Source organism: Streptomyces otsuchiensis (genome assembly GCF_004305975.1).
GTDB lineage: Bacteria > Actinomycetota > Actinomycetes > Streptomycetales > Streptomycetaceae > Streptomyces > Streptomyces otsuchiensis.
Window position 1 is genome coordinate 1 of record NZ_BHZI01000070.1, and the last position, 22,179, is coordinate 22,179.

Genomic DNA, 22,179 nt, shown 5'->3' on the forward strand with positions numbered 1-22,179 from the left:
TTCCCGAGACGTGCGGCCGCGCATCGTTCCGGACTGCACCCGGGGCCCGCCCACACGGGAGCTGTCCTTTCCGCTGACATACCGGCCAGTCGGTGCGAGACTGCGTGGCACTGAAGCTACCGGCGCGTAACGCCGTCATCTCGTCTCGTAGCCCTCGGGAGGCCCCCGGTGTACAGCACGATGCAGGACGTACCGCTTCTGGTCTCGCGCATACTGCGCCACGGCTCGACCATCCACGGCGGCTCACGGGTCACCACCTGGACGGGGGCGGAGCCCCAACGCCGCACCTTCGCCGAGATAGGCGCCAGATCCGCCCAGCTCGCCCACGCGCTCCACGACGACCTCGGCGTCCGGGAGGGCGACCGCGTCGCCACCCTGATGTGGAACAACGCCGAGCATCTGGAGGCGTACTTCGCCATCCCGTGCATGGGCTCGATCCTGCACACCCTGAACCTGCGGCTCCCCGTGGACCAGCTGGTCTGGATCGTCAACCACGCCGCCGACCGCGTCGTTCTCGTCAACGGAACGCTGCTGCCGCTGCTGGCCCCGCTGCTGCCCTCCCTCCCGTCGATCGACCACGTCGTGGTCGTCGGCCCCGGCGACACCTCGCTCCTCGACGGCTGCCGCCCGGCCGTCCACAGCTACGAGACGCTGATAGCCGGCCACCCCACCGACTACGACTGGCCCGAGCTGGACGAGCGCACGGCCGCCGCGATGTGCTACACCTCCGGCACCACAGGTGATCCCAAGGGCGTTGTCTACTCGCACCGTTCGATGTATCTCCACTCCCTCCAGCTCAACACCGTCGAGTCGATCGGCCTGACCAACGCCGACACCGCGCTCCCGGTGGTCCCGATGTTTCACGTAAACGCTTGGGGGCTCCCGCACGCGGCCTTCATGACCGGCGTCAACCAGCTGATGCCCGACCGCTTCCTCCAGCCCGGCCCCCTCGCCGAGATGATCGAGGCCGAACGCCCCACCTACGCCGCCGCCGTACCCACCATCTGGCAGGGACTCCTCAACGAGCTGGACGCCAACCCCCGGGACGTCTCCTCCCTCAGGAACGTCACCATCGGCGGCTCGGCCTGCCCGCCCGCCCTGATGAAGGAGTTCGAGCACCGCCACGGCATCAACGTCTGCCACGCCTGGGGCATGACCGAGACCTCTCCCCTCGGTAGCGTCGCACACCCGCCGCGCGGCCTCACCGGCGACGACGCCTGGCCCTACCGGATCAGCCAGGGCCGGTTCCCCGCCTCCGTCGAGCCCCGGCTGATCGGCCCCGACGGCCGCGAACAGCCCTGGGACGGGGAGTCCGCCGGCGAACTGGAGGTCCGCGGCCCCTGGATAGCCGCCGCCTACTACGGCGGAGCCGACGGCGAACCACTCCGCCCCGAGGACAAGTTCAGCCCCGACGGATGGCTGCGCACCGGCGACGTCGGCACCATCTCGCCGGACGGCTACCTCACCCTCACCGACCGCGCCAAGGACGTCATCAAGTCCGGCGGCGAGTGGATCTCCTCCGTGGAGATGGAGAACCACCTGATGGCTCATCCCGACATCGCCGAGGCCGCCGTCGTCGCCGTCCCCGACGACAGGTGGGGCGAGCGCCCCCTCGCCGCCGTGGTCCTCACCGAGGACGCCGCGGTGGACTACGCCGGCCTGCGCGCCTTCCTCGGCGAGCGCGTCGCCCGCTGGCAGCTGCCCGAGCGCTGGAGCACGATCACCGAGGTCCCCAAGACCAGCGTCGGCAAGTTCGACAAGAAGGTGCTGCGCGCCCGCTACGCCGACGGAGAGCTGGAGGTCACCACGGTCGGGGACTGACGGCCCCGGCCCCCGGCAGCCGTCGCGCCGCCCACGCGCGCCCACCGCCGTCCATGGGCGCGCGATCACCGCGGCCCGCCCCCGAGAAACCGGGGGCGGGCCGCGAACGGTGAGCGCGTCGGCGGGTCAGCCGTGCATCGACCCCGCGCCGATCTTCGCCAGCAGGTCCACGATCCGCGACTGGACCTCCGCGCTGGTGGACCGTTCGGCCAGGAACAGCACCGTCTCCCCGGACGCCAGCTGCGGCAGCCGCGCCGGGTCGAGATCCGCAGCCGTGTACACCACGAACGGTGTGCGGGCCAGCAGGTCGTTGACCCGCAGCCAGTCGATGATCCCCGCGCGGCGCCGACGCACCTGCCCGAGGTCCATCACCACCAGGTTCGGCCGCAGGTGCTGCGCCTGCTCCATCGCGTCGCTGTCGGACGAGGCGTGCACCACCTGCATCCCGCGCCGCTCCAGAGCCATCGACAGCGCGTCGGCGATCGGTTGCCGCTCCTCCACCAGCAGCACCCGCGGCGGGTGCTGTTCGCTGTCGCGTGGTGCCAGCGCCTTCAGGAGCACCGCGGGGTCCGCTCCGTACGCGGCGTCGCGGCTGGCCTGCCCGAGCCCCGCGGTCACCAGCACCGGTACCCCGGCGGCGACCGCCGCCTGACGCAGCGACTGGAGCGCCGTGCGTGTGATCGGCCCGGTCAGCGGGTCGACGAAGAGCGCCGCAGGGTACGCGGCGATCTGCGCGTCCACCTCCTGCCGGGACTGCACCAGCACCGGCCGGTATCCGCGATCCGTCAGCGCCTGCTGCGTCGAGACATCGGGCTCCGGCCACACCAGCAGCCGGCGCGGGTTGTCCAACGGCTCCGGCGGCAACTCGTCCTCGTCCGCGGAGACCGGCCCGGCCACAGCCGTGGTGCCCGTGACCTCGACCGCGCCACCCGGACCGTCGAGATGCTCCGGGCCCTCCTCCGCACCCTCGGCGGGCGCGCCTATCGTGAACTGACGGCCGCCGCCGTCGCTGCTGCCGGCCGCCGGGTGCGTGGTGCCGGGGGCACTCGCCGGAGATGCGGCGGCGCCCAGCCGTGCGTCGTCGGCCGCCGGGTTGGCGAGCTTGCGCCGCCGCCCCGGGCTCGACACCGGCAGCGCGGCGGGAAGCGCCCCGGCCGGCGCCTGCTGCTCGACGGCGGCCCGTTCGGCCGCCGCACGCTGTTCCGCGTGCTGGGTGAGCTGTGAAACGGGGATGCCCTGCCCGAGGGTCCGCACACTCACGCCCGGGCTGTGCCGGTCGCTGCCGCGGTCACTGCCCGGCATCGGCAACGCCTGCGGCTGGCGCGGACGTTCGGGCTGGGGAAGCGAACCGTTCAGTATCGGGCTGGCCGCCACCTTCGGGTGCTCGACCTGCGGCGCCTGCTCGGGGTCGGCCGCCGGCTCGTGCTCCTGCGGCACACCGGGCGTCGCCTCGGACGGCACGGTCGCGCCCGGGCCGCCCTGCCCGGCCTCGGCAACGAAACCGGGACCGGGCACGCCGGGTTGAACGGGCGCGCCGGGCTGACCGGGTGCGCCGACCTGACCGGGCGCGCCGGGCTGACCTGCCGACGGGTCCGGAAACTGCGTGCCGTCCCCCTGCTGCGGCAGCGCCTGGCCCTGCTGCGCCTGGTGGTCCTGGTGGTCCTGCGGGGCGGCCGGTAGCTGGTGCTGGATCTGCTGCGGCTGCGGCTGCTCCTGAGGCTGGGCACCGCCCGGTCCCGGCAGGGCGGGTGCCGCACCACCCGGACCGGGCGCGGCGACGTCCTGCCGTACACCGGCAAGCGCCGGCGCGTTCGCGTAGGCGTTCCCGGCGGCGGGCGTCTCGCCCTGCGGCGGGGGAGGGAGCTGGTCCGCGGGGGGCATCACGATGCCGCCGCTCGGACCAGCGCCCGTGTCCGGACCGTTGACGCCCTCCGGGACGCCGTCCGGAGCCGCCCGCCTGCGGCGGCCCGAAGGCTGCTCACCCGCGGCCTGGTTCGGGATCTGCTGGTGCCCGCTCTCGGGGAGCTGCTCCTCGGCCGCGGCCGCCGCGCGCCGCCTCCGGCCGCCTCCGGCCGGCTCGCCTCCGGGGTGCTGCTCCTGCGGGCCGTACGGTGCGGGCAGCGGACCGTGCATCTCACCCTGGGCCGGCAGCTGGGCGATCCCCAGCTGCTGCGGGTGGGCGACCGGGTCCTGTGCCGGAAGCCCGGCGGGCGGTGCTCCGTCAGCCGGTGCGCGGCGCCGACGCCCGCGGCCCGTCGGCGTCTCGCACGCGGCCATCGACACCGCCGCGTGCTGCTCCACCCCCGTCTGCTCGGGAATCTGCGCGTCGCCGCCACCGACTCCACCGGCGCCACCGACTCCACTGCCGCCGGCGGTACCGTCCACGGCCTGCGGGCCGCCCTGACCGTCACCGTCCTGCGACGCCACCGGGACCGGGCCGGCCGCCGCGGACGGGACTCCGGCGCCGTCCGTGCCGTGGCCGCCCGGGGCGGCGGCGTCCGCCGCGCCCGCGGCTGCCGCCGTACCGGCGGGAAGCGCCGGCTGCGCGCCGTCACCTTCCGGGCGCTCCGGCCCACGCCGCGGCGCGGTGCCGCGCGCCGGCTGCGCCGGTACGGGAACGACCGTGGTGTCCCCGGCGCGTTCGCCGCGCGGCGCGGCCGTGACCGGCTTGCGGTCCGCGTTGACCGGGACCTCCAGCACATACGCCCGGCCGTCCGTCGCGCCCGGCACCTCGTGCGTCTGCAGCACGCCGCCGTGCAGGCGGACGATGCCGCGCACCAGCGGCGCGTGCACCGGATCGCCACCGGTGTACGGCCCGCGCACCTCGATCCGCACCACGTCGCCGCGCTGCGCCGCGGCCACGACGATCGTGGAGTCGCCGCCGGCGCCGGACGCGGCACGGCCGGTGGCGTCCACCCCGGCCACATCCGCCACCAGGTGGGCCAGCGCCTGGGCCAGCCGCTCGGGGTCGACCTCGGCGTCGATCGGCGGGGCGTGCACCGCGAACTGGGCCCGGCCCGGGCCGATCAGCTCGGTGGCGCCCTCGACGCCCGCCGTGATCACGGAGTCGATGGAGACCTTCTTGCGGGCGAGCTTCTCCCGGCCGGAGTCCAGCCGCTGGAAGCTCAGCACGTTGTCGACCAGGGTGGTCATCCGCGAGTAGCCGGCCGCCAGATGGTGCAGCACCTGGTTGGCCTCGGGCCACAACTGCCCGGCGGCGTCCGCCGCGAGCGCCGACAGTTCGCCGCGCAGCTGCTCCAGCGGGCCGCGCAGGCCGTGGGCGAGTACCGCGTCGAGCTGGGCGTGCCGCGACACCAGCGAGTCGTGCTGACGGCGGTCGGTGAACGTCATCACCGCGCCCACCAGCTGGTCGCCGTCCCGCACCGGCGCGGTCGTCATGTCGACCGGGATCGACTGACCGTCCTTGGTCCACAGCACCTGTCCGTTGCGCACGCGGTGCTTGCGGCCCGAGCGGAGCGTGTCGTGCAGCGGTGTCTCCTCCCAGGGCAGGGGGGAGCCGTCGGCGTGCGAGTGGTGGGCCAGCGGGTGCAGTTCCTGGCCGCCCAGCGCGCCCGCGCGGTGGCCGAGTATCTGTGCGGCGGCGGGGTTGACCAGGACGACGCGGCCACCGGTGTCGACGCCGATCACGCCTTCGCTGGCGGCGCGCAGGATCATCTCGGTCTGCCGCTGCTGACGGGCGAGTTCGGCCTCGGTGTCGAGGGTGCCGGTGAGGTCGCGGACGACCAGCATCAGCAACTCGTCGCCCGAGTAGTCGTCGGCGAAGGCCGCTTCGATCGCTGAGGCGTACGGCGAATGCCCGGCCGGAATCGCCGCGCTGGTCACCTCGACCTGGAGGTCGCTGCCGTCGGTACGGCGGGCGGTCATCCGGGTGGGCCCGGTCCGCTCCTGGGTCTCCATCTCCTCCGGCCGCATCGAACCCGGGATCCGTCTCGGGTCGAAGTCGGGGAGGATGTCCAGAAGTCCTCTGCCGACCAGTGGCGCGCCCGGTGACTCCAGGGTCTCCCGCGCGATGCTGTTGGCGTTGACGACCGTGCCGTTGCCGTTGACGAGCACCAGCACGTCAGGCAGCGCGTCGAGTATGGCGGCGAGGCGAGCAGTGCCTCTCGCCGGCCTGCTGCTCACGACGTCCCATCCTCCTCAGTGACGTTGAGTCCCCACGTTGGCCTCCCCGGCGACCACTACCGGCCTCCCGGCCGGTACGGCGGGGAACCCGAAGCTGTCATGAGGGGAGTCTACGGGCAGCCACCCACAGCGCGGCGGTGCCTTCGACGATGGATTGTCCCGCACGCGCGGTTCGTGGTCTGTGGTGGACGCCACGTGGAGGCGCTCGCCGGCGGGGGTGCGGGGCCGGGCCGGGACCGGCGGCGGTACGGGCCTCGTGGCGTCGCGCCACCGGTCGGCGGGAGGGCTCCGGGCGGTGCGGTGCGACGCCGGGCCGAGCGTTCCCGGGTGCTTCGCGGGGATGGCCGGAACCAGTCGTTCCGCGTCCAACGTGCGCGCCGTGTGGGGCAGATGGGGCGGAGAAGTGTGCCGTCCGGTGTCGGCGCGCGCGGCCCGCGGCGAGGGTTCTCCCGGATGCGTCGCCACTCGGCTCACGCCTGGTCCGCGTGGGCGAGATCGGAGGCCGGTCCGTCGCTGTGCCTGACGCGTGGCCGCGCCGGCCGAGCGGGGAATCGGGCCGAACGAAGCGCGTGGTGATCGCTGGGCTCTCGAACTCCCGTACGCGCCAGGTTCGCGCGCCGCGTACACCCGGCATCTCACGCCGGTGCGCGCCCCGTTCCACCGCGAACTACCACGAACCACCGCGAGCCGCCGTGTTCTAGCGCGATCCGTGCGCGCTGGGTGGCGCACGCGCGCCCCGGGCGGGGTGCTACCCCGCCCGGGGCGGAGTGACGGGCCGGGCGGGCGTCAGCCGGCCAGGACCGTGCCGAGCTGGTCCCAGCGGTGCATCTCGCAGCCGTTGGAGCGGGAGAACGTGGCGTCCACCGGAGCTCCGGCCCAGACGCCGGTGATGTGGGCGGTCGCGTCACCACCGTGCATCTGGGTGCAGACGGCGCTGCGGGACACCGGCGAGAAGACGCCCTCGCCCGCGGTCGTCAGCTCGTCGCAGGCGGCCGACGCGTTGGAGTGGTCGCCGCCGGCGGGGCCACAGGTCAGGTTGTAGGTCTTGGCGTCGGCCGGGTCGCCCGTCTCGGAGACCGAGATGGACAGCCGCGACTCCGGCGCGGGCTCGGTCGAGGCGCCGGTGGCGGTGCCGGTGAGGGCAGCGGCGGCGGCGAGGGCGGTGGCGAGTGCGGTGTACGGCATGATGCGGGATGCTCCAGCCTGTCGGGTCGGGCGGCGCGGAACCGCGCGCCTCGCAGTGGTTAACGCGCCTCCGCCGTTCTCGTTGCGCCCGCCGTCGCCGTCGCCGTCGCCGTCGCCGGCCACCGCACCGCGGACCGTGCCGCGGCCGTTCAGTGGACCCGGTCCACGCGCCGCCCCGGCGGGGTGCCTCGGTGGGCCGCCGTGGTCTGTCCGGGGGCCGATTCGCAGGGCTCGCCCCGCCTGTGGCATCATTTCCTCGCACCCCACGTACGCGCGGGGTGCGTGGAGGCTTCGCCTAGTCTGGTCTATGGCGCCGCACTGCTAATGCGGTTTGGGGTAACCCCCCATCCCGGGTTCAAATCCCGGAGCCTCCGCCGCTTGATCACCGAGACCCCCGGCCGTTCGGCCGGGGGTCTCGTCGTGTGAGCGCCGTGGCGGCGTTTTCGCAGGTCAGCGAGGGTGCGAGGAACCGATTTCACCCCGGGCCCCCGGTGCTGTAATGTTGTCCCCGCAACGCGGTCCGGGGGAAACCCCAGCGGCCACAAGCGCTCGTAGCTTAACGGATAGAGCATCTGACTACGGATCAGAAGGTTGCAGGTTCGAATCCTGCCGAGCGCACAGCAGAACGAAGCCCCGCCCGGTTCTCCGGAGCGGGGCTTTTTCGTGTCGGCCAGTCCCGGGTGTCGCGTCCGGAGCGCTGCCGGGTGCGCCCGCGTACCCCCGGTGCGGTGGCTTCGCGTCTTCACCGGTCCGAGAACCCGCGCGACACTGCCGGGGTTGTGGAACCGGATGGGATGAGGTGGACGGCATGGCAAAGTGCGGTGCGACCACGAAGGCCGGTGGGCGGTGCCAGCGCAAGGTGGTGACCGGTACCCCCCGCTGCCCGGTGCACCAGGGGCCGCTGTCGGCGTACGGCGTCGCTCAGCGCAAGGAGAAGGAAGCCAGAGCCAGGAAGCGCACGCTCCGTAAGAAGCGCTAGCCCGGGCGCCCGGACCGACCGATCTACGGCCCGGGCGGTCAGGGCCGCCCTCTCGCGGAACTCTGTCGGCGCGCTGCGGTGGTTCAGCGTGCGCGGGACCAGAGGAGGGCGAAGTTGCCCTCGTAGCCGCCGACCGCGTCGGGGTGTTCGACGCGGATGAAGGTCTCGTCGTGGGAGCGGAGGGCGGGGCCGGTGAGGTTCTGGGAGCCGGTGAAGACGAGGTTCCGGCCGGCGGTGCCGTTGTAGTCGCCGCTGTAGACGATGTACTTGGAGTGCAGTTCGTCCAGGCGCCGGACGGTGACATTGCGCTTCCCGGCGAGGCGGTCGGTGATGTAGGTGGTCATGCCCTCGCCGCCGATCACGCGCACGCGGCAGCCGAGGGCGCCGATGCGGATGAGTTCGTCGGCCACGGCCGCGCGGGGGCCGGTGAACTGGGCGTGGGCGACATCGACGGAGCAGCCCTGTTGGTAGCGGGTGATGTAGGAGAGCCGCCCCGCGATCAGGTCGGTGCTCGCCTCGGGGTCGGTGCCGCCGGAGGAGTCGGCGTAGGGCGAGAAGAACACCCTGATGTCGCTGGTCGGTGAACGGAAGTAACCGTCGGCCGAGCGGTAGTAGTTGTTGTTCTTCCGCTGTGCGAGCAGGTTGGACATGTGCCGTTGGAATGCCTGGTAGAGGTCGGCGTCCTCGTGCAGCACCACCGCGTTGTTGTGCAGTGAGTTCTGGGTGTTGGTGAGGTTGTGGGACGCGACGAGGACCACGTTCGACATGTCGCCGGTCGTGGAGAAGGTGAACACCTTGTTGTGGTTGATCGAGTTGTCGCGGTTCCCGATGCAGGCGGTGTTGCCCCGGCTCGTGTTTCCGCAGAAGACCAGCCGGGTCAGGCCGGCGTCCCGGAGGACCGCCATGGCGGTGTTGGAGGGGTCGGAATTGACGTTTCCGGCGCCGTCCTTGTCGATGGCGAGGGAGACCGACACCCCGCGTGCCTGGGCCCTGGCCAGGGCTTCTGCGACGGGCTCCCTGGTCCAGGAGTACAGCGCCCCGTGAATGAACTCCCCGGCGGGGGTGGCGTCGACGAGTTCCACGATGTGGCTTTCCAGCGTCGTGTCCGGATCTCCCACCGGGGAGGGGGTGTTGAAGACGGTGTAGGCGCCGTGGGTCTGTTGGGTGGGGGTCGGTTCCGACGCGGCTGCCGCGCCGGGCCAGGCGGCCGGCAGCAGCGTGCCGAGAACGGTGAGAGCGGCGATCGGTGCGGCGATCAGAAAGCGGGAGCCGCGTCGGGTGGGGGGTGCTGTCATGGGCCGGGACACTAGCGCCAACCGAGCTGCTCGCAAGAGGGGTTGGCGGTGGCGAAAAGCTGTTGGCCGGAAATTCACCTTTCGCTTTCATTGGTTGGGAGGCGGAAAGGTCAACGCCTCTTGTGTCAGCCGTACTCGTCCGTGCGGGTGAGGGGTGTCAGGGCGGGTTGGGGCCGCGCGGCCGGGGCGTACCGGGTGCGGTCCGTGCCGGTCGGACGTCACCCTCGTGGGACGGGCGGACGCCAGGTTCCGAAAGTGGGGTGTGCGCGCGCATTGACGGGGCCGTGCCGGTCTGGCTCTATTGGTGCATCGCAGCGTGTGCCGATCACCCCGCACTCCGTCATGTGGGGCGTGCCGCGCACCCGGAAGAGTGAGCCGGGGGGCTGCGATGTGGCCCTTGGACTCGGGACGCCAGGGCGCCGCGGCGAGTTGGGAGCGCTCCCACGCGACCGGAGTGGCCGCCGGTCGGGGAGGACTTCAGTTGTGCGGGGTGCCTCCCGTCTGCTGGGAGCGCTCCCGCTCGCCTCTCGTGCAGGAGTCCGTCTCCCGTGCGGGCTCTCCCGGGGGCTTCGCCTGGAACTCCACCCGGCGCCGCTCCACCCCAGACCCGACCGGGCGCCCGAGCCGCGGCGCCCGGCCGGTGCCCGCAGGGCGGGGTGACGTGTCCGCCCGCACGTCACCCCGCCCGAACGGGTGCGTCAGGCGCCGGTCAGGTGGTGCTGCTCAGCGGCGTCAGCCGGGGAGCGGCCTGCGGGCAGTACACGGTCAGTGCCGCCCGCTCCTTGCTGAGCAGCAGACTGCCGGGGGCGTCGCCGATCTCACCGTCGTACGCCAGCCGGGTACCGGGCGCGATCCAGTCGATGCGCAGGCGACGGAGCAACGCGGCGCCGTGCACCGGGGAGTTGTGCAGCGTTCCGCTCAACGCACCCGTCAGCAGCCTGGTTCGGGCCCAGCGGTCTGCGTAGGCGACCCGGACGTCCAGGAGGCCGTCCGCGAGGTGGGAGCGCCGCTGCGGGGCGAAACCCATGCCGTCGTAACGGCAGTTGCCCGCGAAGAGGAGCCAGACCCGGTGCCGTGCGCCGTTGATCTCCAGCTCCACCGGGTCGAACTCGCGCAGCACGTGCCAGGCGGCGAGCACGCCCGCCGGCCAGCTGCCGATCCGGGGCGACCAGCGTTCCCGGACGCGCACCATCTCGGGGTAGACGCCGAGCGAGAAGGTGTTGACGAAGGTACCGCCGGCCTCCGCACGGTCGCCCTCCGCATCGCCGGAACCGCCGTCGCCGGCCGTCGTGGTGTCCGTGGTCCCGCTCGTGTCCTCGGTGGTGAAGCGGGCCAGGTCGACCTCGACCGCCTCGCCGTCGCCGAGCGCGCGGCGGGTGTCCTCCATGGTCTCTATGCCCAGGTCGTGGGCGAAGTGGTTGAGGGTGCCGCCGGGCAGCACCGCGAGCGGCAGCCCGTGCTCCAGCGCCACCCGGGCGGCGGCGCTGACCGTGCCGTCACCGCCGGAGACGCCCAGCGCGCCGCCCAGTTCGGTGGCGCGTTCCGCGGCCTGCCGGAGCGCGGCGGGGACGCTGACGCCGCCCTCGCCGCCGCACAGCACCACCTCGGCCTGCGGCAGGACGGCGCCGATGACCTCCTCGGGCGGGGTGGCCGACGGGCCGGAGCCGGCGTTCGCCACCACGACCAGACCCTTGCCGTCGGGCAGACGGGGCGAGCCGACCGCCGTGCGCACGGCCGGGGGCTCCAGTGCGTCGCGCGGCAGCATCCGCCGCACCGCGAAGGCGGCGGCCACACCGATCGCCGCGCCGGCCACCACATCGCCCGGGTAGTGCACGCCGGTGTAGACGCGGGAGAACGCGACGGACGCCGCTACCGGCGCGACGACCGCGCCCCACTTCGGCGAGACCAGGGTGACCCCGGTGGCGAAGGCGGCGGCGGAGGCGGCGTGACCGGAGGGGAAGGAGGTGGTGAACGGCGCGCGGTTCAGCCGCCGTATCACCGGGACGTCGGTGGCGAGGGGACGCTGCCGGCGGACGGCGCGCTTCGCCAGCAGGTTGACCGTCGCCGAAGCGACCGCGAGCGAGGCGGTGCCGCGCAGCGCGGCCTTGCGGGCGACCCGCCGCCCGCCGAGTTCGGAGGCCGCGATGGCGGCCGCGGCGCCGAACCAGAGCAGGCCGTGGTTGGCGCTCCGGCTGAGCCGGGGGAGGACCCGGTCACCCCCGGGGAAATGGTGTCCCGCGACCAGCTGGAAGAGGCGGCGGTCGGCGCGGGCGAGTCTGCTGCTCATGACGACGAGCTACCCACATCCGGTCTTCTCATCCGTGGTCGTGCAGGAGGTGGTACGGCCCTCACCGGGGGCGGCCCCGGACGCGACGGGGTCCGCCTGGTCCGGGGCCGCGCTCTCGCGTGGGGCCGGTCAGCCGGCGGCGCCGTCGAGCTCGGTGACACTCACGTAGTCCACGACCATCCGCTGCGGGAACTGGGTCGAGTCGTCCGGGTAGCCGGGCCACTCCCCGCCGACCGCGACGTTGAGGATCAGGAAGAAGGGCTTGTTGAAAACCCATTCGCCGTTGACGTCGGCGGGGGTCAGCGTCTGGTAGACGTCGCCGTCGACCGACCAGGAGACACGGTCCGGGGCCCAGTCGATGGCGAAGGTGTGGAAGTCGTCGGAGAAGCTCTCACCGCCGGGCAGGGTGTACGGGGAGCCGATGCCGCCGCCGCCGGAGTAGCCGGGGCCGTGGACGGTGCCGTGCACGGTGTCCATCTCGTGTCCGACCAGCTCCATGATGTCGATCTCGCCGCTCTGCGGCCAGCCGACGTCACCGAAGTCGGTGCCCAGCATCCAGAACGCCGGCCAGACGCCCTGGCCCTCGGGGAGCTGGATCCGCGCCTCGACGCGGCCGTACTCGGCCTCGATCTTGCCCGCGGTGTTGATGCGGCCCGAGGTGTACTCGCACGACCCGTACCAGCAGTCGTAGTCGCCGGGGTTGCCGGACTCGGCGGTGATCACCAGGTTGCCGTTGCCGTCGAGCGCGGTGTTGTCGGTGCCTGTCGTGTAGTACTGCAGCTCGCGGTTGTTGATGTTGTCGCCCGGGTCGAGGTTCCAGTGCGCGCTGTCGACCGGGGCACCGGCCGGGCCGTCGAAGTCGTCGTGGAGCACGACGGTGGCGCCGGGACCCTCTTCGGCGGCCGTGCCGGTGGGGGTGGAGCCGTTCGCGGTGCCGGCGGCCAGCAGGGCGGCGCTCAGCCCGAGGGCGGCGCCGGTGGCGGCGAGGCGGCGGTGGCGCGGACGCAGGCGTGCGGGGCTGTTCATGAACATCACATCCGGTGGGAGTGAGGTGTGTGGGGGACGGCCAGTCCAGTCGGAGGTCTGTACCACCGCAAGGCCCCGGGCCCGGTTCCGGAACCAACGGGGCCGGTTTTGACGCGTGGGGAGGGTGGGACGTCACGGGGCGTGAACGGGGCGCCGATGCGCGACTGACGTGCCGCCGGCGGGCACGGGACAGTGCGCGCCGGAGAAAGCGGAGGGATCAGTTCCGGCCGGTTGCCGGCCGGATGCGTGCCGGTTGCGGCCGGTCCGGTCCGGTCGGGGAGCGCGAGCCGTGTCCGCCGGGGGGTCAACACCCGTGCACCCGGGGGCGGATGGGACGGGACGCGTCGCCGTCGGCCATATGTCGGTCTCAGAACCGGTCCTGGGTGTCGCCGGGCCGCGGGCATTCGCTAAGGTCCGCTGGCATGGCTCACAACCCCCAGGCTCCGCAGAACAAGCCCCAGGTCGATCCCGCGGGCAGCACTCAGATGTTCCAGGCGTTCGTCGACGAGGAGCCGCCCTCGGCGGCACGGAAGGACTCCGGCAACGGGCGCACGCTGATGATCGGCGTCGCGGCCGTGGTGGCGGTGGCGGTCGTCGCGCTGGTCCTGGTCTTCGCGCTCTGACCGCGGCCCGAGCGCGGCTTGACCGCGCTCTGACCGCACGTTGACCACGCTCTCGCGGGCGTCGCCGTCCGTCGGTGCGCCGGGTGTTCGACCCGTCGTGTCGCGGTACTTCGGCTCGCGGGGTCTCGCTGTCTCTGTCCACTCGGAGAACCACCGCGTCGCCGCTGTCGGCGGGGCGGGGTTCGCTTCGTGTCTCGCGGCGTTCTCCCGCCGCGGGTCTCTTGCGTGCCCGGACCGGCCTCGGCCGGTCCGGGCCCTCTCACTCCTCGGCCGTGAGGCCCTCGCGCAGCTGGGTCAGCGTGCGGGTCAGGAGACGCGAGACGTGCATCTGCGAGATGCCGATCTCCTCGCCGATCTGGGACTGCGTCATGTTGCCGAAGAAGCGCAGCATGATGATCCGCCGTTCACGGGCGGGCAGCCGGGCCAGCAGCGGCTTCAGCGACTCGCGGTACTCCACGCCCTCCAGGGCGCCGTCCTCGTAGCCCAGACGGTCGGCGAGCGATCCCTCGCCGCCGTCCTCCTCGGGGGACGGGGAGTCGAGGGAGGAGGCGGTGTAGGCGTTGCCGACCGCGAGGCCGTCGACGACCTCCTCCTCCGAGACGCCCAGGCAGGTGGCGAGTTCGGGCACCGTGGGGGATCGGTCCAGGCGGTGGGAGAGCTCGTCGCTGGCCTTGGTGAGGGCCAGGCGCAGCTCCTGGAGCCTGCGCGGGACGCGCACGGACCACGAGGTGTCGCGGAAGAACCGCTTGATCTCGCCGACCACCGTCGGCATGGCGAACGTGGGGAACTCCACGCCGCGTTCGCAGTCGAAGCGGTCGATCGCCTTGATCAGGCCGATGGTGCCGACCTGGACGATGTCCTCCATCGGCTCGTTGCGGCTCCGGAAGCGGCCGGCCGCGTACCGCACGAGCGGGAGGTTCAACTCGATGAGAGTGTCGCGGACATAGCCGCGCTCGGGGCTGTCCGCCTCAAGCGTGGCCAGCCGCTTGAACAGCGCCCGGGACAGGGTCCGGGTGTCCAGGCCGTCGGTGTTGGCGAGGGTGTCGGCCACCGCCGCGGGGACGGTTTCCGAGGGGCTGCCGGTGTGCGGGGCACCGTCGTGGTGTGGGGCGACGGATGGCGCGGGAATGTGCGGCGTGCCGTGCGTGGAGAGCACCTTGGAGCTGCCCAGTTCTACGGACATGCCACCCCCTTGGAGGTCGTGGATGGATCGCAGCGACGCCCTCCGGCTGATGAAGTGCGCCGTCTCGTTGAATACCGGAGTTGCCCCTGCGACAAACGCTCGTCTAGCAGAATGTCACAAGTCATCAACACGATGTAGCGTCTTGTCGACAAAACATTCCAGATCCAGCCACGGTCGGGGGCGTTGTGTTCACCCCTGAGGATTACGCTTCGATCGTATTTGTGGCCCGCAGCCTGCTGAAGCTGCGGGAGAGCAGCCGGGAGATGTGCATCTGGGAGAGGCCGAGTTCCGCACTGATCTGGGACTGCGTCAGATTGCGGTAGTAACGGAGCAACAGGATGCGCTGCTCGCGCTCCGGCAGCTGCACCAGCAGGTGGCGCACCAGTGCGCGGTGTTCCACCCCTGCCATGTCCGGGTCGTCGTAGCCGAGTCGTTCGACCAGCGCAGGGGTGCCGTCCTCCCGGTCCTGTGCCGCCTCCAGGGAGGCGACCCGGTAGGCGCGGCCGGCCTCCATGCTGGCGAGGACGTCCTCCTCGGCGACCGCGAGCCGCTCGGCGATCTCACGGGGCGTCGGGTTGCGTCCGAGGGTCACGGTCAGCTCCTCGGTGGTGCCGTGGACCTGGACCCACAGCTCGTGCAGCCGCCTGGGTACGTGCACGGTGCGCACGTTGTCCCGAAAGTAGCGGCGGATCTCCCCGATGATCGTGGGCATCGCGAACGTCGGGAACTGCACGCCGCGTGCCGTGTCGAAGCGGTCGATGGCGTGGATCAGGCCGATCGTGCCCACCTGGATGACGTCGTCCATCGGTTCGTTGCGGCTGCGGAATCGGTTCGCCACATAGCGCACCAGGGGGAGGTTGGCCTCGATCAGCGCCCCCCGTACCCGCGCGTGTTCCGCTGTCCCGGCCTCAAGCCCGGCCAGACGTTCGAACAGCGTCTGTGTGAGCGCCCTGGCGGCCGCGCCCCGGGATTCGCGGGTCTGCGTCGTCGCCACCTGCCGACCACCCCTTCATTCGTGCAATCGTGTCCGGCAAGAGCGGTCATAGCATCACAAGACATATCCACCCTGTGCAAGCACCCCATAACGCCGTGTTGAGTAGTGGCCATGCCTTGCGGGAGCGTGACGGGGCGGTCGACGTCGGTCGTATCGCGGTGGCCGGAACGCGCCGGGGGTGTTCGGGCCAGGTGGCGGGCCCCGCGCGGCCCGCGAGGTGCCCTACCGGCCCGATCGGCGCCGGAACGGCGGAGTACGCGCGCCGGGCGCGCACCTGGCGCAACGAGGGGCGCGCGACATTCGCACAGTGGCGCGCGGGGTGATTCACGCGCCAGTCGGCGGAGTGGTGCCGCGCCGAAGGCAGCCGGATGGGGGCGCGCCGTCGGAAGCGGAAGCCGGACGCGGAAGCCGGAAGGGAAGGGGGACCGTGGGTCGGGGGTCGGACCCGTAGTCGGATCAGCTGATGAGCGCGGTCATGAAGTTGCCTACGCCCTGCGCGGCGTTGGAGATCCCCTCGAAGCCGAGCTGGACGATCTCGGCGGCGCGGTCCGGAGAGTTGATGATCGTGTACAGCACGAAGACGATCGCCGCGTACAGCACGATCTTCTTGAACTGCGCCACCGTCTCCCCCTGCCCGCCGGCCGTTCCGGCATCCCGCGACGGCCCCACGGGGCAGCGCGTCCGCACCCCCGGCGCGGTCCGAGTGAGTTTATCCAGCCCGCCGTGTGCTTGTCCGACGAGCTGGCCGGACCGGTCGCCTCGGGAAGCCACGAAGCCGGGTGAAGGCGGCATACCGGGGACCAAAGTCCCGGAAGGTGGGGCCCTTCGCGCCTCCGGGCCCGCCCCGGCCGCCGCATCCTGGAGACATGTCCGGCACCGCTCGCGGCGGGCCGGACGACCGGTCGGAACCGCCACGGCCTTCGGCACCCCCCTCGCCGGACGCCGCGTGCCCCGTCCGCACCGGAGGAGGCGGCACGTCCCCCCGGCGCCGCCTCCTCCGGCTCCGACACCGCCCCGCTGTGCGGAACCCGCCGCGCCCACGCGCGGGCCGCGCCGTCGCAGGCACGCAGAAGGCCCGGACCGCATGGTCTGGGCCTTCGACTGTGCTGTGCACACGAGCGGTAGCGGAGGGATTTGAACCCTCGGTGGAGTTGCCCCCACACTCGCTTTCGAGGCGAGCTCCTTAGGCCGCTCGGACACGCTACCGGGAGAGATCCTAGCCCACAGGTGCCGTGTGCCGAAATCGGGTTGCCGCTCCCGTCGTCGCCCCAGCCGCCGTCCCAGCCGTCGCCCAGCCGCCCGCCGCGCCGTCGTCGCGTCCGTGGGCTCAGCGGTCGCGGAAGAAGTCGGTCAGCAGCGCGCCGCACTCCTCGGCGAGGACGCCCGAGATCACCTCGGGCCGGTGGTTGAGCCGCCGGTCGCGCATCACGTCCCACACCGAACCGACGGCGCCCGCCTTGGCGTCGGCCGCTCCGTAGACGACCCGGTCCACCCGGGAGAGCACCCCGGCGCCCGCGCACATGGTGCAGGGCTCCAGCGTGACCACCAGAGTGCAGCCGGAGAGCCGCCACTCGCCGAGGCGGGCGGCGGCTGCGCGCAGCGCCAGGACCTCGGCGTGCGCGGTGGGGTCGCCGGTCGCTTCGCGCTCGTTGCGTCCGGTGGCGAGCAGTTCGCCCGCAGGCCCGCCGGGGCCGAGGACCACGGCGCCGACCGGAACGTCGCCGGTCGCCGTCGTCGCCGATGCCTCGGCCAGCGCCCGGCGCATGGCCGGCAGCCATGGATCGCGCAGCGGATCACGCGGGGGATCACTCGACGCGTCACCTGGCGATGGCCCCGCCGGCCGGTGGTGCGCGTCCCGGCCGGCCGGTGCGCCCTCCCTCGCGCCGGCCGGCCGGGACGAAGGCGTCACCGCACGGCCTCCAGCACCTCGGCGCAGCCGAGGGCGTCGGCGATCTCCCCGAGCGCGTTCTCCGGGGCGAGGCCGAGGACGGCGGCGCGTCCGATGCCGAAGTCCGCCATCAGCCCGGCGTCACCGACCGGGCCGTTGGGGACTGCCTCGCCGTCGTCGTCGTCCGTGGTGGCGCCGACCGGTCCGGACGAGAGGTCGGGGCCGTCCTCGGTGCCGTCCAGGTCGGCCAGTTGGTCCAGTGCGTACGGGTCCTCCGGTTCCCGGCCCAGCAGCTCGTCGCTGAGCAGGATCTCGCCGTACGCGCTGCGCATGGCGCGTGCGGCGTCGGAGACGAAGACGCGTGGATCGTCCTCGCCGTCCACCCGGACGATCCCGAACCACGCGCCTTCCTGTTCGATGCAGACGAGGACCGGTTCCTCGTCCTGCCCGGTCTCGCGGGCCAGCTCGGCCAGCTCGTCCAGGCTCTCGACGTCGTCCAGCTCTGTGTCGCTCGCTTCCCAACCGTTGTCGGTCCTCGCGAGCAGTGCGGTGAAGTACACCTCGGCTCTCCCCACGTTCGGCTTGCCTGTTGGCATCGTGGCAGAAAAGCAAGGATCTGTCGGGTAACTCAACACTTCACCAGCGGAATGTCCGCATCCGCTGTTGTCGGCGCAATCGCGCGGTGCGTGCACGCCGGGGGCGGACACGGTCGCGCAGGGCCTTCGCCTCCGCCAGTTCGCGCAGGAACTCGGCGCGGCGGCGCCGGTGCGCCGGATCGGGCTCCACGGGGTATCCGGGTATGGGCATCCGTCACCTCACAGCCATGGGTCCTCCACTCTCTCCCCACAACGCCCGGCCGTCCAGCGAAGCGGAAGAAGGACGGCGCACTGTGGCCGGGTACAGGCGTTCGTTAGGGTCGTCGCATGCGCATTCACGTCGTCGACCACCCGCTGGTGGCCCACAAGCTCACCACGTTGCGCGATGAGCGCACCGACTCCCCGACCTTCCGGCGACTGGCCGACGAGCTGGTGACGCTGCTGGCGTACGAGGCGACCCGGGACGTCCGCACCGAACAGGTGGACATCAGGACCCCGGTCACCACCACGACCGGCGTCCGCCTCTCCCACCCCCGGCCGCTCGTCGTCCCGATCATCCGGGCCGGTCTCGGCATGCTCGACGGCATGGTGCGGCTGCTGCCCACGGCCGAGGTCGGGTTCCTCGGGATGATCCGGGACGAGAAGACCCTGGAGGCGTCCACCTACGCCAACCGGATGCCCGAGGACCTCTCCGGCCGCCAGGTGTACGTGCTGGACCCGATGCTGGCGACCGGCGGCACCCTGGTCGCGGCGATCCGGGAGCTGATGGAGCGCGGCGCGGACGACGTCACGGCGCTGTGTCTGCTGGCCGCGCCGGAGGGTGTGGAGCTGATGGAGCGCGAGCTGGCCGGTGCGCCGGTGACGGTCGTGACCGCCTCGGTCGACGAGCAGCTCAACGACGACGGCTTCATCGTGCCGGGCCTCGGCGACGCCGGGGACCGGATGTACGGCACCGTCTGAGGCGCGGCACGGTCTGAGGCGACGTCACAGCGAAACGCGGGTGGGGCCGGGGTTTTGAACCCCGGCCCCACCCGCGTTTCGCTTCGTCCGCGTGGGTGTCAGCGCCCGGCGGCCTCGGTCGAGCGCTTCGTGTCTGCGCCGTCACCCGCGCCCTCGCCCGCGCACGGGTCGTCGGGATCGGTGGCCAGCGCCTCCAGGACGAGGGCCACCTCCTGCTCGGCGACCAGGTCGCCCGACTCCTCGCCGAGGATCAGGTCCACCTCGCCGCCCTCGCGCTCCACCGAGCCGGTCTCGGCCTCGTCGTCGCCGACGTGGCTGCCGAGGACCTGGAGGGCGCCGGTCTCCTGGGCCGCGTCGGAGCCACGCAGCAGGCCGCCGACGGGGACCTCGTCGGCGAGTTCGTCCGGGGCGTTGTCCACCTCGCCGATCACGAAGCCGCGGGCGGCCAGCGCGTCGGCGGTCTCCTTGGCGAAGCCGGTGCGATCGGTGGCGTTGTAGACGTTGACGGTGATGGTGGAGGGCTCGGGCAGCGGCACCGGTTCGGTGTCGTCCGGGGCGCACGCCTCCTCTTCGACGACGGCGGCCTGTTCGGTTCGGTCGCCGTCTCCGGTGAAGACGTCGGTGAGCTGCCAGGTGCCGTAGCCCAGCAGCGAGAGGACCGCGAGACCCGCGATCAGCCCGGCGACGACGCGGCCGCGGCGACGGGGCCGGCGCATCCGTGGGTAGCGGTCCCCCGTGACGCGGTACCGCTTACCGCTCATTCCGGGGGGTGTGAGCATGCTCATAGCGGCAGCGTATCCGTGGTAGGCGGTTGTGCGTACTAAACGATCAGCGTAACGGGTGGCTCGGGTGGCTGACGCCCCGCCATCCCGGGGCCGAGGCTCGTTCGGCCCAGCTGCGCCAATCGGGGAAGACGCCTCGCACCGAGACACCGTGACGGCACGCCACACCCGCGGGCGGGATCGTGGTGGTGGGGTATGACGGGACGGTCCGGCGGGCCGTCAGCCCAGTTCCAGCACCCGGGCGTGCAGGACCTGCCGCTGCTGGAGCGCGGCGCGCACCGCGCGGTGGAGGCCGTCCTCCAGATAGAGGTCCCCGTGCCACTTCACGACATGGGCGAAGAGGTCGCCGTAGAAGGTGGAGTCCTCGGCGAGCAGCGTCTCCAGATCGAGCTGCCCCTTGGTGGTGACCAGCTGGTCCAGCCGCACGGGACGGGGGGCCACGTCCGCCCACTGCCGGGTGCTGTCCCGGCCGTGGTCGGGGTACGGCCGCCCGTCGCCAATGCGCTTGAAGATCACACGCAGAGCCTACCGGTCGGCCCCCACCCGGCGCAGCTTCACCGCGGCAGGTGAACGCCGCGTATCCGTCCATAACGGTCGGGTGAACGGTGGCGATGACGTGAACGCCCGGGTGCCCGGCACGCGAACGCGCGCCGGGCACCCGGATCGGTCAGTGCCGGGACGTGGCGACCGGCCGGCGGTCCGGCAGGGACCTCAGCGGTCGATCCGGTGCGTGGCGCGCTCGCTGGGGCCGCCGCTGTCAGCGGTTTCCGGCTTGACGGGGCGCGACTCGGGGACCGGCTCGGTCAGCGAGCCGGTGTCCCAGGCGTAGCCGCCGACCAGGTGCGCGATCACCCGTACGTTGATGTCCAGGGCGGTCGGGTCGACGTTGTCCAGGTCGTCGCAGGCCGCGTGGTAGCAGGGATCGTAGGGCTCCCCCGCCTCGCCGCCCCACAGTTCGGCCTGTGCCTCGGTCTTGAGCCCCTCGGCGCCCGTGAAGGTGCCGCCGGCCGGGATGCCCGCCGCGATGAACGGGCCGTAGTCGCTGCGCCCGTTGAAGGAGGTGGGGCGGGGCTCCTCGTCCCGGTCGCGGAGGAAGGTGTTGATGGCGTGCTCGATCTGCGCCGAGCCGTCCGGGCCGGGAGCGGAGAGCCCTTCCGAGCCGTCGCCGTCGTACACGAACAGGCCGTAGTTGGGCGAGGCGATCATGTCGAAGTTCAGATAGAGGCCGATCCGGTCGCGTTCGGCCTGGTCCAGTTCGCCGACGTAGTGCTCGGCGCCGAGCAGCCCCAGCTCCTCCGCGCCCCAGAAGGCGAACCGCACCGTGTTGCGGTGATCGGTGACGCGGGAGTCGATGCGGGCGGTCTCGGCGAACCGCAGGGCGGTCTCCAGGACGCCCGCCGCGCCGGAGCCGTTGTCGTTGATGCCGGGACCCTCCAGGACGGAGTCCAGGTGGGCGCCGGCCATGACCACGTTCTCGGCGTCGCCGCCGGGCGTCTCCGCGATGACGTTGACGGTGCGGCGGTCCTCGGCCAGCTCCCGCAGCTCCATGTCGACGGTGACGGTCTCGCCGGCGGCCAGCGACTCGGACATCGCGACGCCGTCGGCGCGGGAGATGCCGCCGGTCGGGACCCTGCCCGTGTCGGCGCCGCCGAGGGTGCCGCCGAGCGGGCCCTCCTCGTTGTTGTAGATCAGCACACCGATCGCACCGGCCTCGGCGGCGTTGGCCTGCTTCTCCGCGAAGGTGCACATGCCGCGCTCGATGAGCGCGATCCGTCCCTCGACGCGGTCGTCGAAGTCGCCGGGCGCGCAGCCGGCGCCCTCCGCGGCGGCGACGTCCTCGCGGACGGTCGTCTCGGTGACGGTGGTGCCGATCGCGGTCGCTGTCGCGTCGGTGCTGTCGGTGTCGGTGCCGGTGCCGGTGTGTTCGGCGCCTCCGGCCCGGACCTCGGCCAGTTCGGCGGTGACGCCGCCCTCGGGCGAGTTGGCGGTGTAGGACATCGCCCGCACCGCGATGTCGCGGTCCTCCGGGGTCCGCTGGGACAGCCGCTCGGTGACCGCCTCCCGGTAGGAGAAGTCCATCTCCTGGTAGGTGACCTCGTATCCCGCCTCCTCCAGCAGTTCCCCGACGTAGGTGGCGGAGGCGTCGTAGCCGTCGGTGCCCGAGGCGCGGTTGCCGTCGTGCTTGTCGGCGATGCGCTGGAACTCCTCCAGGTGCCGCATGGCGTCGGCGCCGGTGGTGCGCTCGACCATCCGCTCGGCTAGCCGCGCTCCGCGCAGCGGGTGGCCGTAGCCGGCGCCGGGGTCGAGCCGGGGGATGTCGAGGGTGTCGGCACCGTGGCCGAAGGTCGGCGGGCGGGGCGCGTGCGCGGCGGGGCCGGGGACGTCGGTGGCCGTGTCCGGGCGGGGGAGGGGGGTGG

General features: G+C 72.6%; 17 protein-coding genes and 3 tRNA genes. 5 read left to right on the forward strand and 15 right to left on the reverse strand.

Annotation, left to right across the window (positions count from 1 at the left end; all coding sequences use genetic code 11):
- Positions 1-168 precede the first annotated feature (168 nt).
- The gene (locus E0D90_RS09105; protein WP_103500460.1) at positions 169-1,821 is read left to right on the forward strand and encodes a long-chain fatty acid--CoA ligase; all 1,653 of its coding nucleotides are present in this window, start codon (positions 169-171) and stop codon (positions 1,819-1,821) included.
- 126 nt (positions 1,822-1,947) lie between these two features.
- On the opposite strand, the gene E0D90_RS09110 is transcribed toward E0D90_RS09105, so the two are convergent.
- Both E0D90_RS09110 and E0D90_RS09115 read right to left on the reverse strand, forming a co-directional pair.
- Positions 1,948-5,964, reverse strand: a complete 4,017-nt coding sequence (locus E0D90_RS09110) for a PAS domain-containing protein (protein WP_130797292.1) — start codon at positions 5,962-5,964, stop codon at positions 1,948-1,950.
- A gap of 786 nt (positions 5,965-6,750) precedes the next feature.
- Positions 6,751-7,149, reverse strand: a complete 399-nt coding sequence (locus E0D90_RS09115) for an SSI family serine proteinase inhibitor (protein WP_103503063.1) — start codon at positions 7,147-7,149, stop codon at positions 6,751-6,753.
- Between the two features lie 284 nt (positions 7,150-7,433).
- Here E0D90_RS09115 and E0D90_RS09120 point away from each other — a divergent pair.
- Positions 7,434-7,523 (forward strand) — tRNA-Ser (locus tag E0D90_RS09120).
- Between the two features lie 171 nt (positions 7,524-7,694).
- A tRNA-Arg gene (locus E0D90_RS09125) sits at positions 7,695-7,767 on the forward strand.
- A 444-nt stretch (positions 7,768-8,211) separates the two neighbouring features.
- Here E0D90_RS09125 and E0D90_RS09130 read toward each other — a convergent pair.
- The 3 genes from E0D90_RS09130 to E0D90_RS09140 form a co-directional block, all read right to left on the reverse strand.
- A complete protein-coding gene (locus tag E0D90_RS09130) occupies positions 8,212-9,423 on the reverse strand; it encodes a phospholipase D-like domain-containing protein (protein ID WP_103503064.1) in 1,212 nt (403 codons plus the stop codon).
- A gap of 709 nt (positions 9,424-10,132) precedes the next feature.
- Positions 10,133-11,710 (reverse strand): bifunctional phosphatase PAP2/diacylglycerol kinase family protein, encoded by a 1,578-nt coding sequence (locus tag E0D90_RS09135; RefSeq protein ID WP_103503065.1) that lies wholly within the window; start codon positions 11,708-11,710, stop codon positions 10,133-10,135.
- 129 nt (positions 11,711-11,839) lie between these two features.
- Complete coding sequence (locus tag E0D90_RS09140; protein WP_307721135.1) at positions 11,840-12,736, reverse strand: glycoside hydrolase family 16 protein; 897 nt, start codon at positions 12,734-12,736, stop codon at positions 11,840-11,842.
- 422 nt (positions 12,737-13,158) lie between these two features.
- On the opposite strand from E0D90_RS09140, the gene E0D90_RS09145 reads away from it, so the two are divergent.
- On the forward strand, positions 13,159-13,359 hold the full coding sequence (locus E0D90_RS09145; RefSeq protein ID WP_103529340.1) for a hypothetical protein: 201 nt from the start codon (positions 13,159-13,161) through the stop codon (positions 13,357-13,359).
- A gap of 259 nt (positions 13,360-13,618) precedes the next feature.
- Here the strand turns inward: E0D90_RS09145 and E0D90_RS09150 are convergent, their stop codons facing one another.
- The 7 genes from E0D90_RS09150 to E0D90_RS27145 all read right to left on the reverse strand — a co-directional run bounded on the left by E0D90_RS09150 (position 13,619) and on the right by E0D90_RS27145 (position 18,231).
- Complete coding sequence (locus tag E0D90_RS09150) at positions 13,619-14,542, reverse strand: RNA polymerase sigma factor SigF (RefSeq protein ID WP_103503068.1); 924 nt, start codon at positions 14,540-14,542, stop codon at positions 13,619-13,621.
- Positions 14,543-14,744: 202 nt separating this feature from the next.
- Complete coding sequence (locus E0D90_RS09155; protein ID WP_103503069.1) at positions 14,745-15,536, reverse strand: RNA polymerase sigma factor SigF; 792 nt, start codon at positions 15,534-15,536, stop codon at positions 14,745-14,747.
- A 456-nt stretch (positions 15,537-15,992) separates the two neighbouring features.
- Positions 15,993-16,157, reverse strand: a complete 165-nt coding sequence (locus E0D90_RS27140; protein ID WP_170214948.1) for a hypothetical protein — start codon at positions 16,155-16,157, stop codon at positions 15,993-15,995.
- 498 nt (positions 16,158-16,655) lie between these two features.
- Positions 16,656-16,742, reverse strand: a tRNA-Ser gene (locus E0D90_RS09160).
- Positions 16,743-16,863: 121 nt separating this feature from the next.
- Entirely contained in the window at positions 16,864-17,325 is a 462-nt protein-coding gene (gene tadA, locus E0D90_RS09165; RefSeq protein ID WP_227870091.1) for a tRNA adenosine(34) deaminase TadA, read from the reverse strand.
- Positions 17,326-17,441: 116 nt separating this feature from the next.
- Positions 17,442-17,984, reverse strand: coding sequence for a tRNA adenosine deaminase-associated protein (locus tag E0D90_RS09170; protein WP_130797294.1), 543 nt, complete (start codon positions 17,982-17,984; stop codon positions 17,442-17,444).
- Positions 17,985-18,060: 76 nt separating this feature from the next.
- Positions 18,061-18,231, reverse strand: a complete 171-nt coding sequence (locus E0D90_RS27145; protein ID WP_170214949.1) for a hypothetical protein — start codon at positions 18,229-18,231, stop codon at positions 18,061-18,063.
- 116 nt (positions 18,232-18,347) lie between these two features.
- On the opposite strand from E0D90_RS27145, the gene upp reads away from it, so the two are divergent.
- Complete coding sequence (upp, locus tag E0D90_RS09175) at positions 18,348-18,980, forward strand: uracil phosphoribosyltransferase (RefSeq protein ID WP_103503072.1); 633 nt, start codon at positions 18,348-18,350, stop codon at positions 18,978-18,980.
- 98 nt (positions 18,981-19,078) lie between these two features.
- Here the strand turns inward: upp and E0D90_RS09180 are convergent, their stop codons facing one another.
- The 3 genes from E0D90_RS09180 to E0D90_RS09190 all read right to left on the reverse strand — a co-directional run.
- Positions 19,079-19,765 (reverse strand): LytR C-terminal domain-containing protein, encoded by a 687-nt coding sequence (locus tag E0D90_RS09180; protein WP_103503073.1) that lies wholly within the window; start codon positions 19,763-19,765, stop codon positions 19,079-19,081.
- Between the two features lie 216 nt (positions 19,766-19,981).
- The gene (locus E0D90_RS09185; RefSeq protein ID WP_103529343.1) at positions 19,982-20,278 is read right to left on the reverse strand and encodes a type II toxin-antitoxin system VapB family antitoxin; all 297 of its coding nucleotides are present in this window, start codon (positions 20,276-20,278) and stop codon (positions 19,982-19,984) included.
- A gap of 195 nt (positions 20,279-20,473) precedes the next feature.
- A partial coding sequence (locus tag E0D90_RS09190; protein ID WP_438827382.1) for a M28 family metallopeptidase occupies positions 20,474-22,179 on the reverse strand: 1,706 nt, incomplete at its 5' end.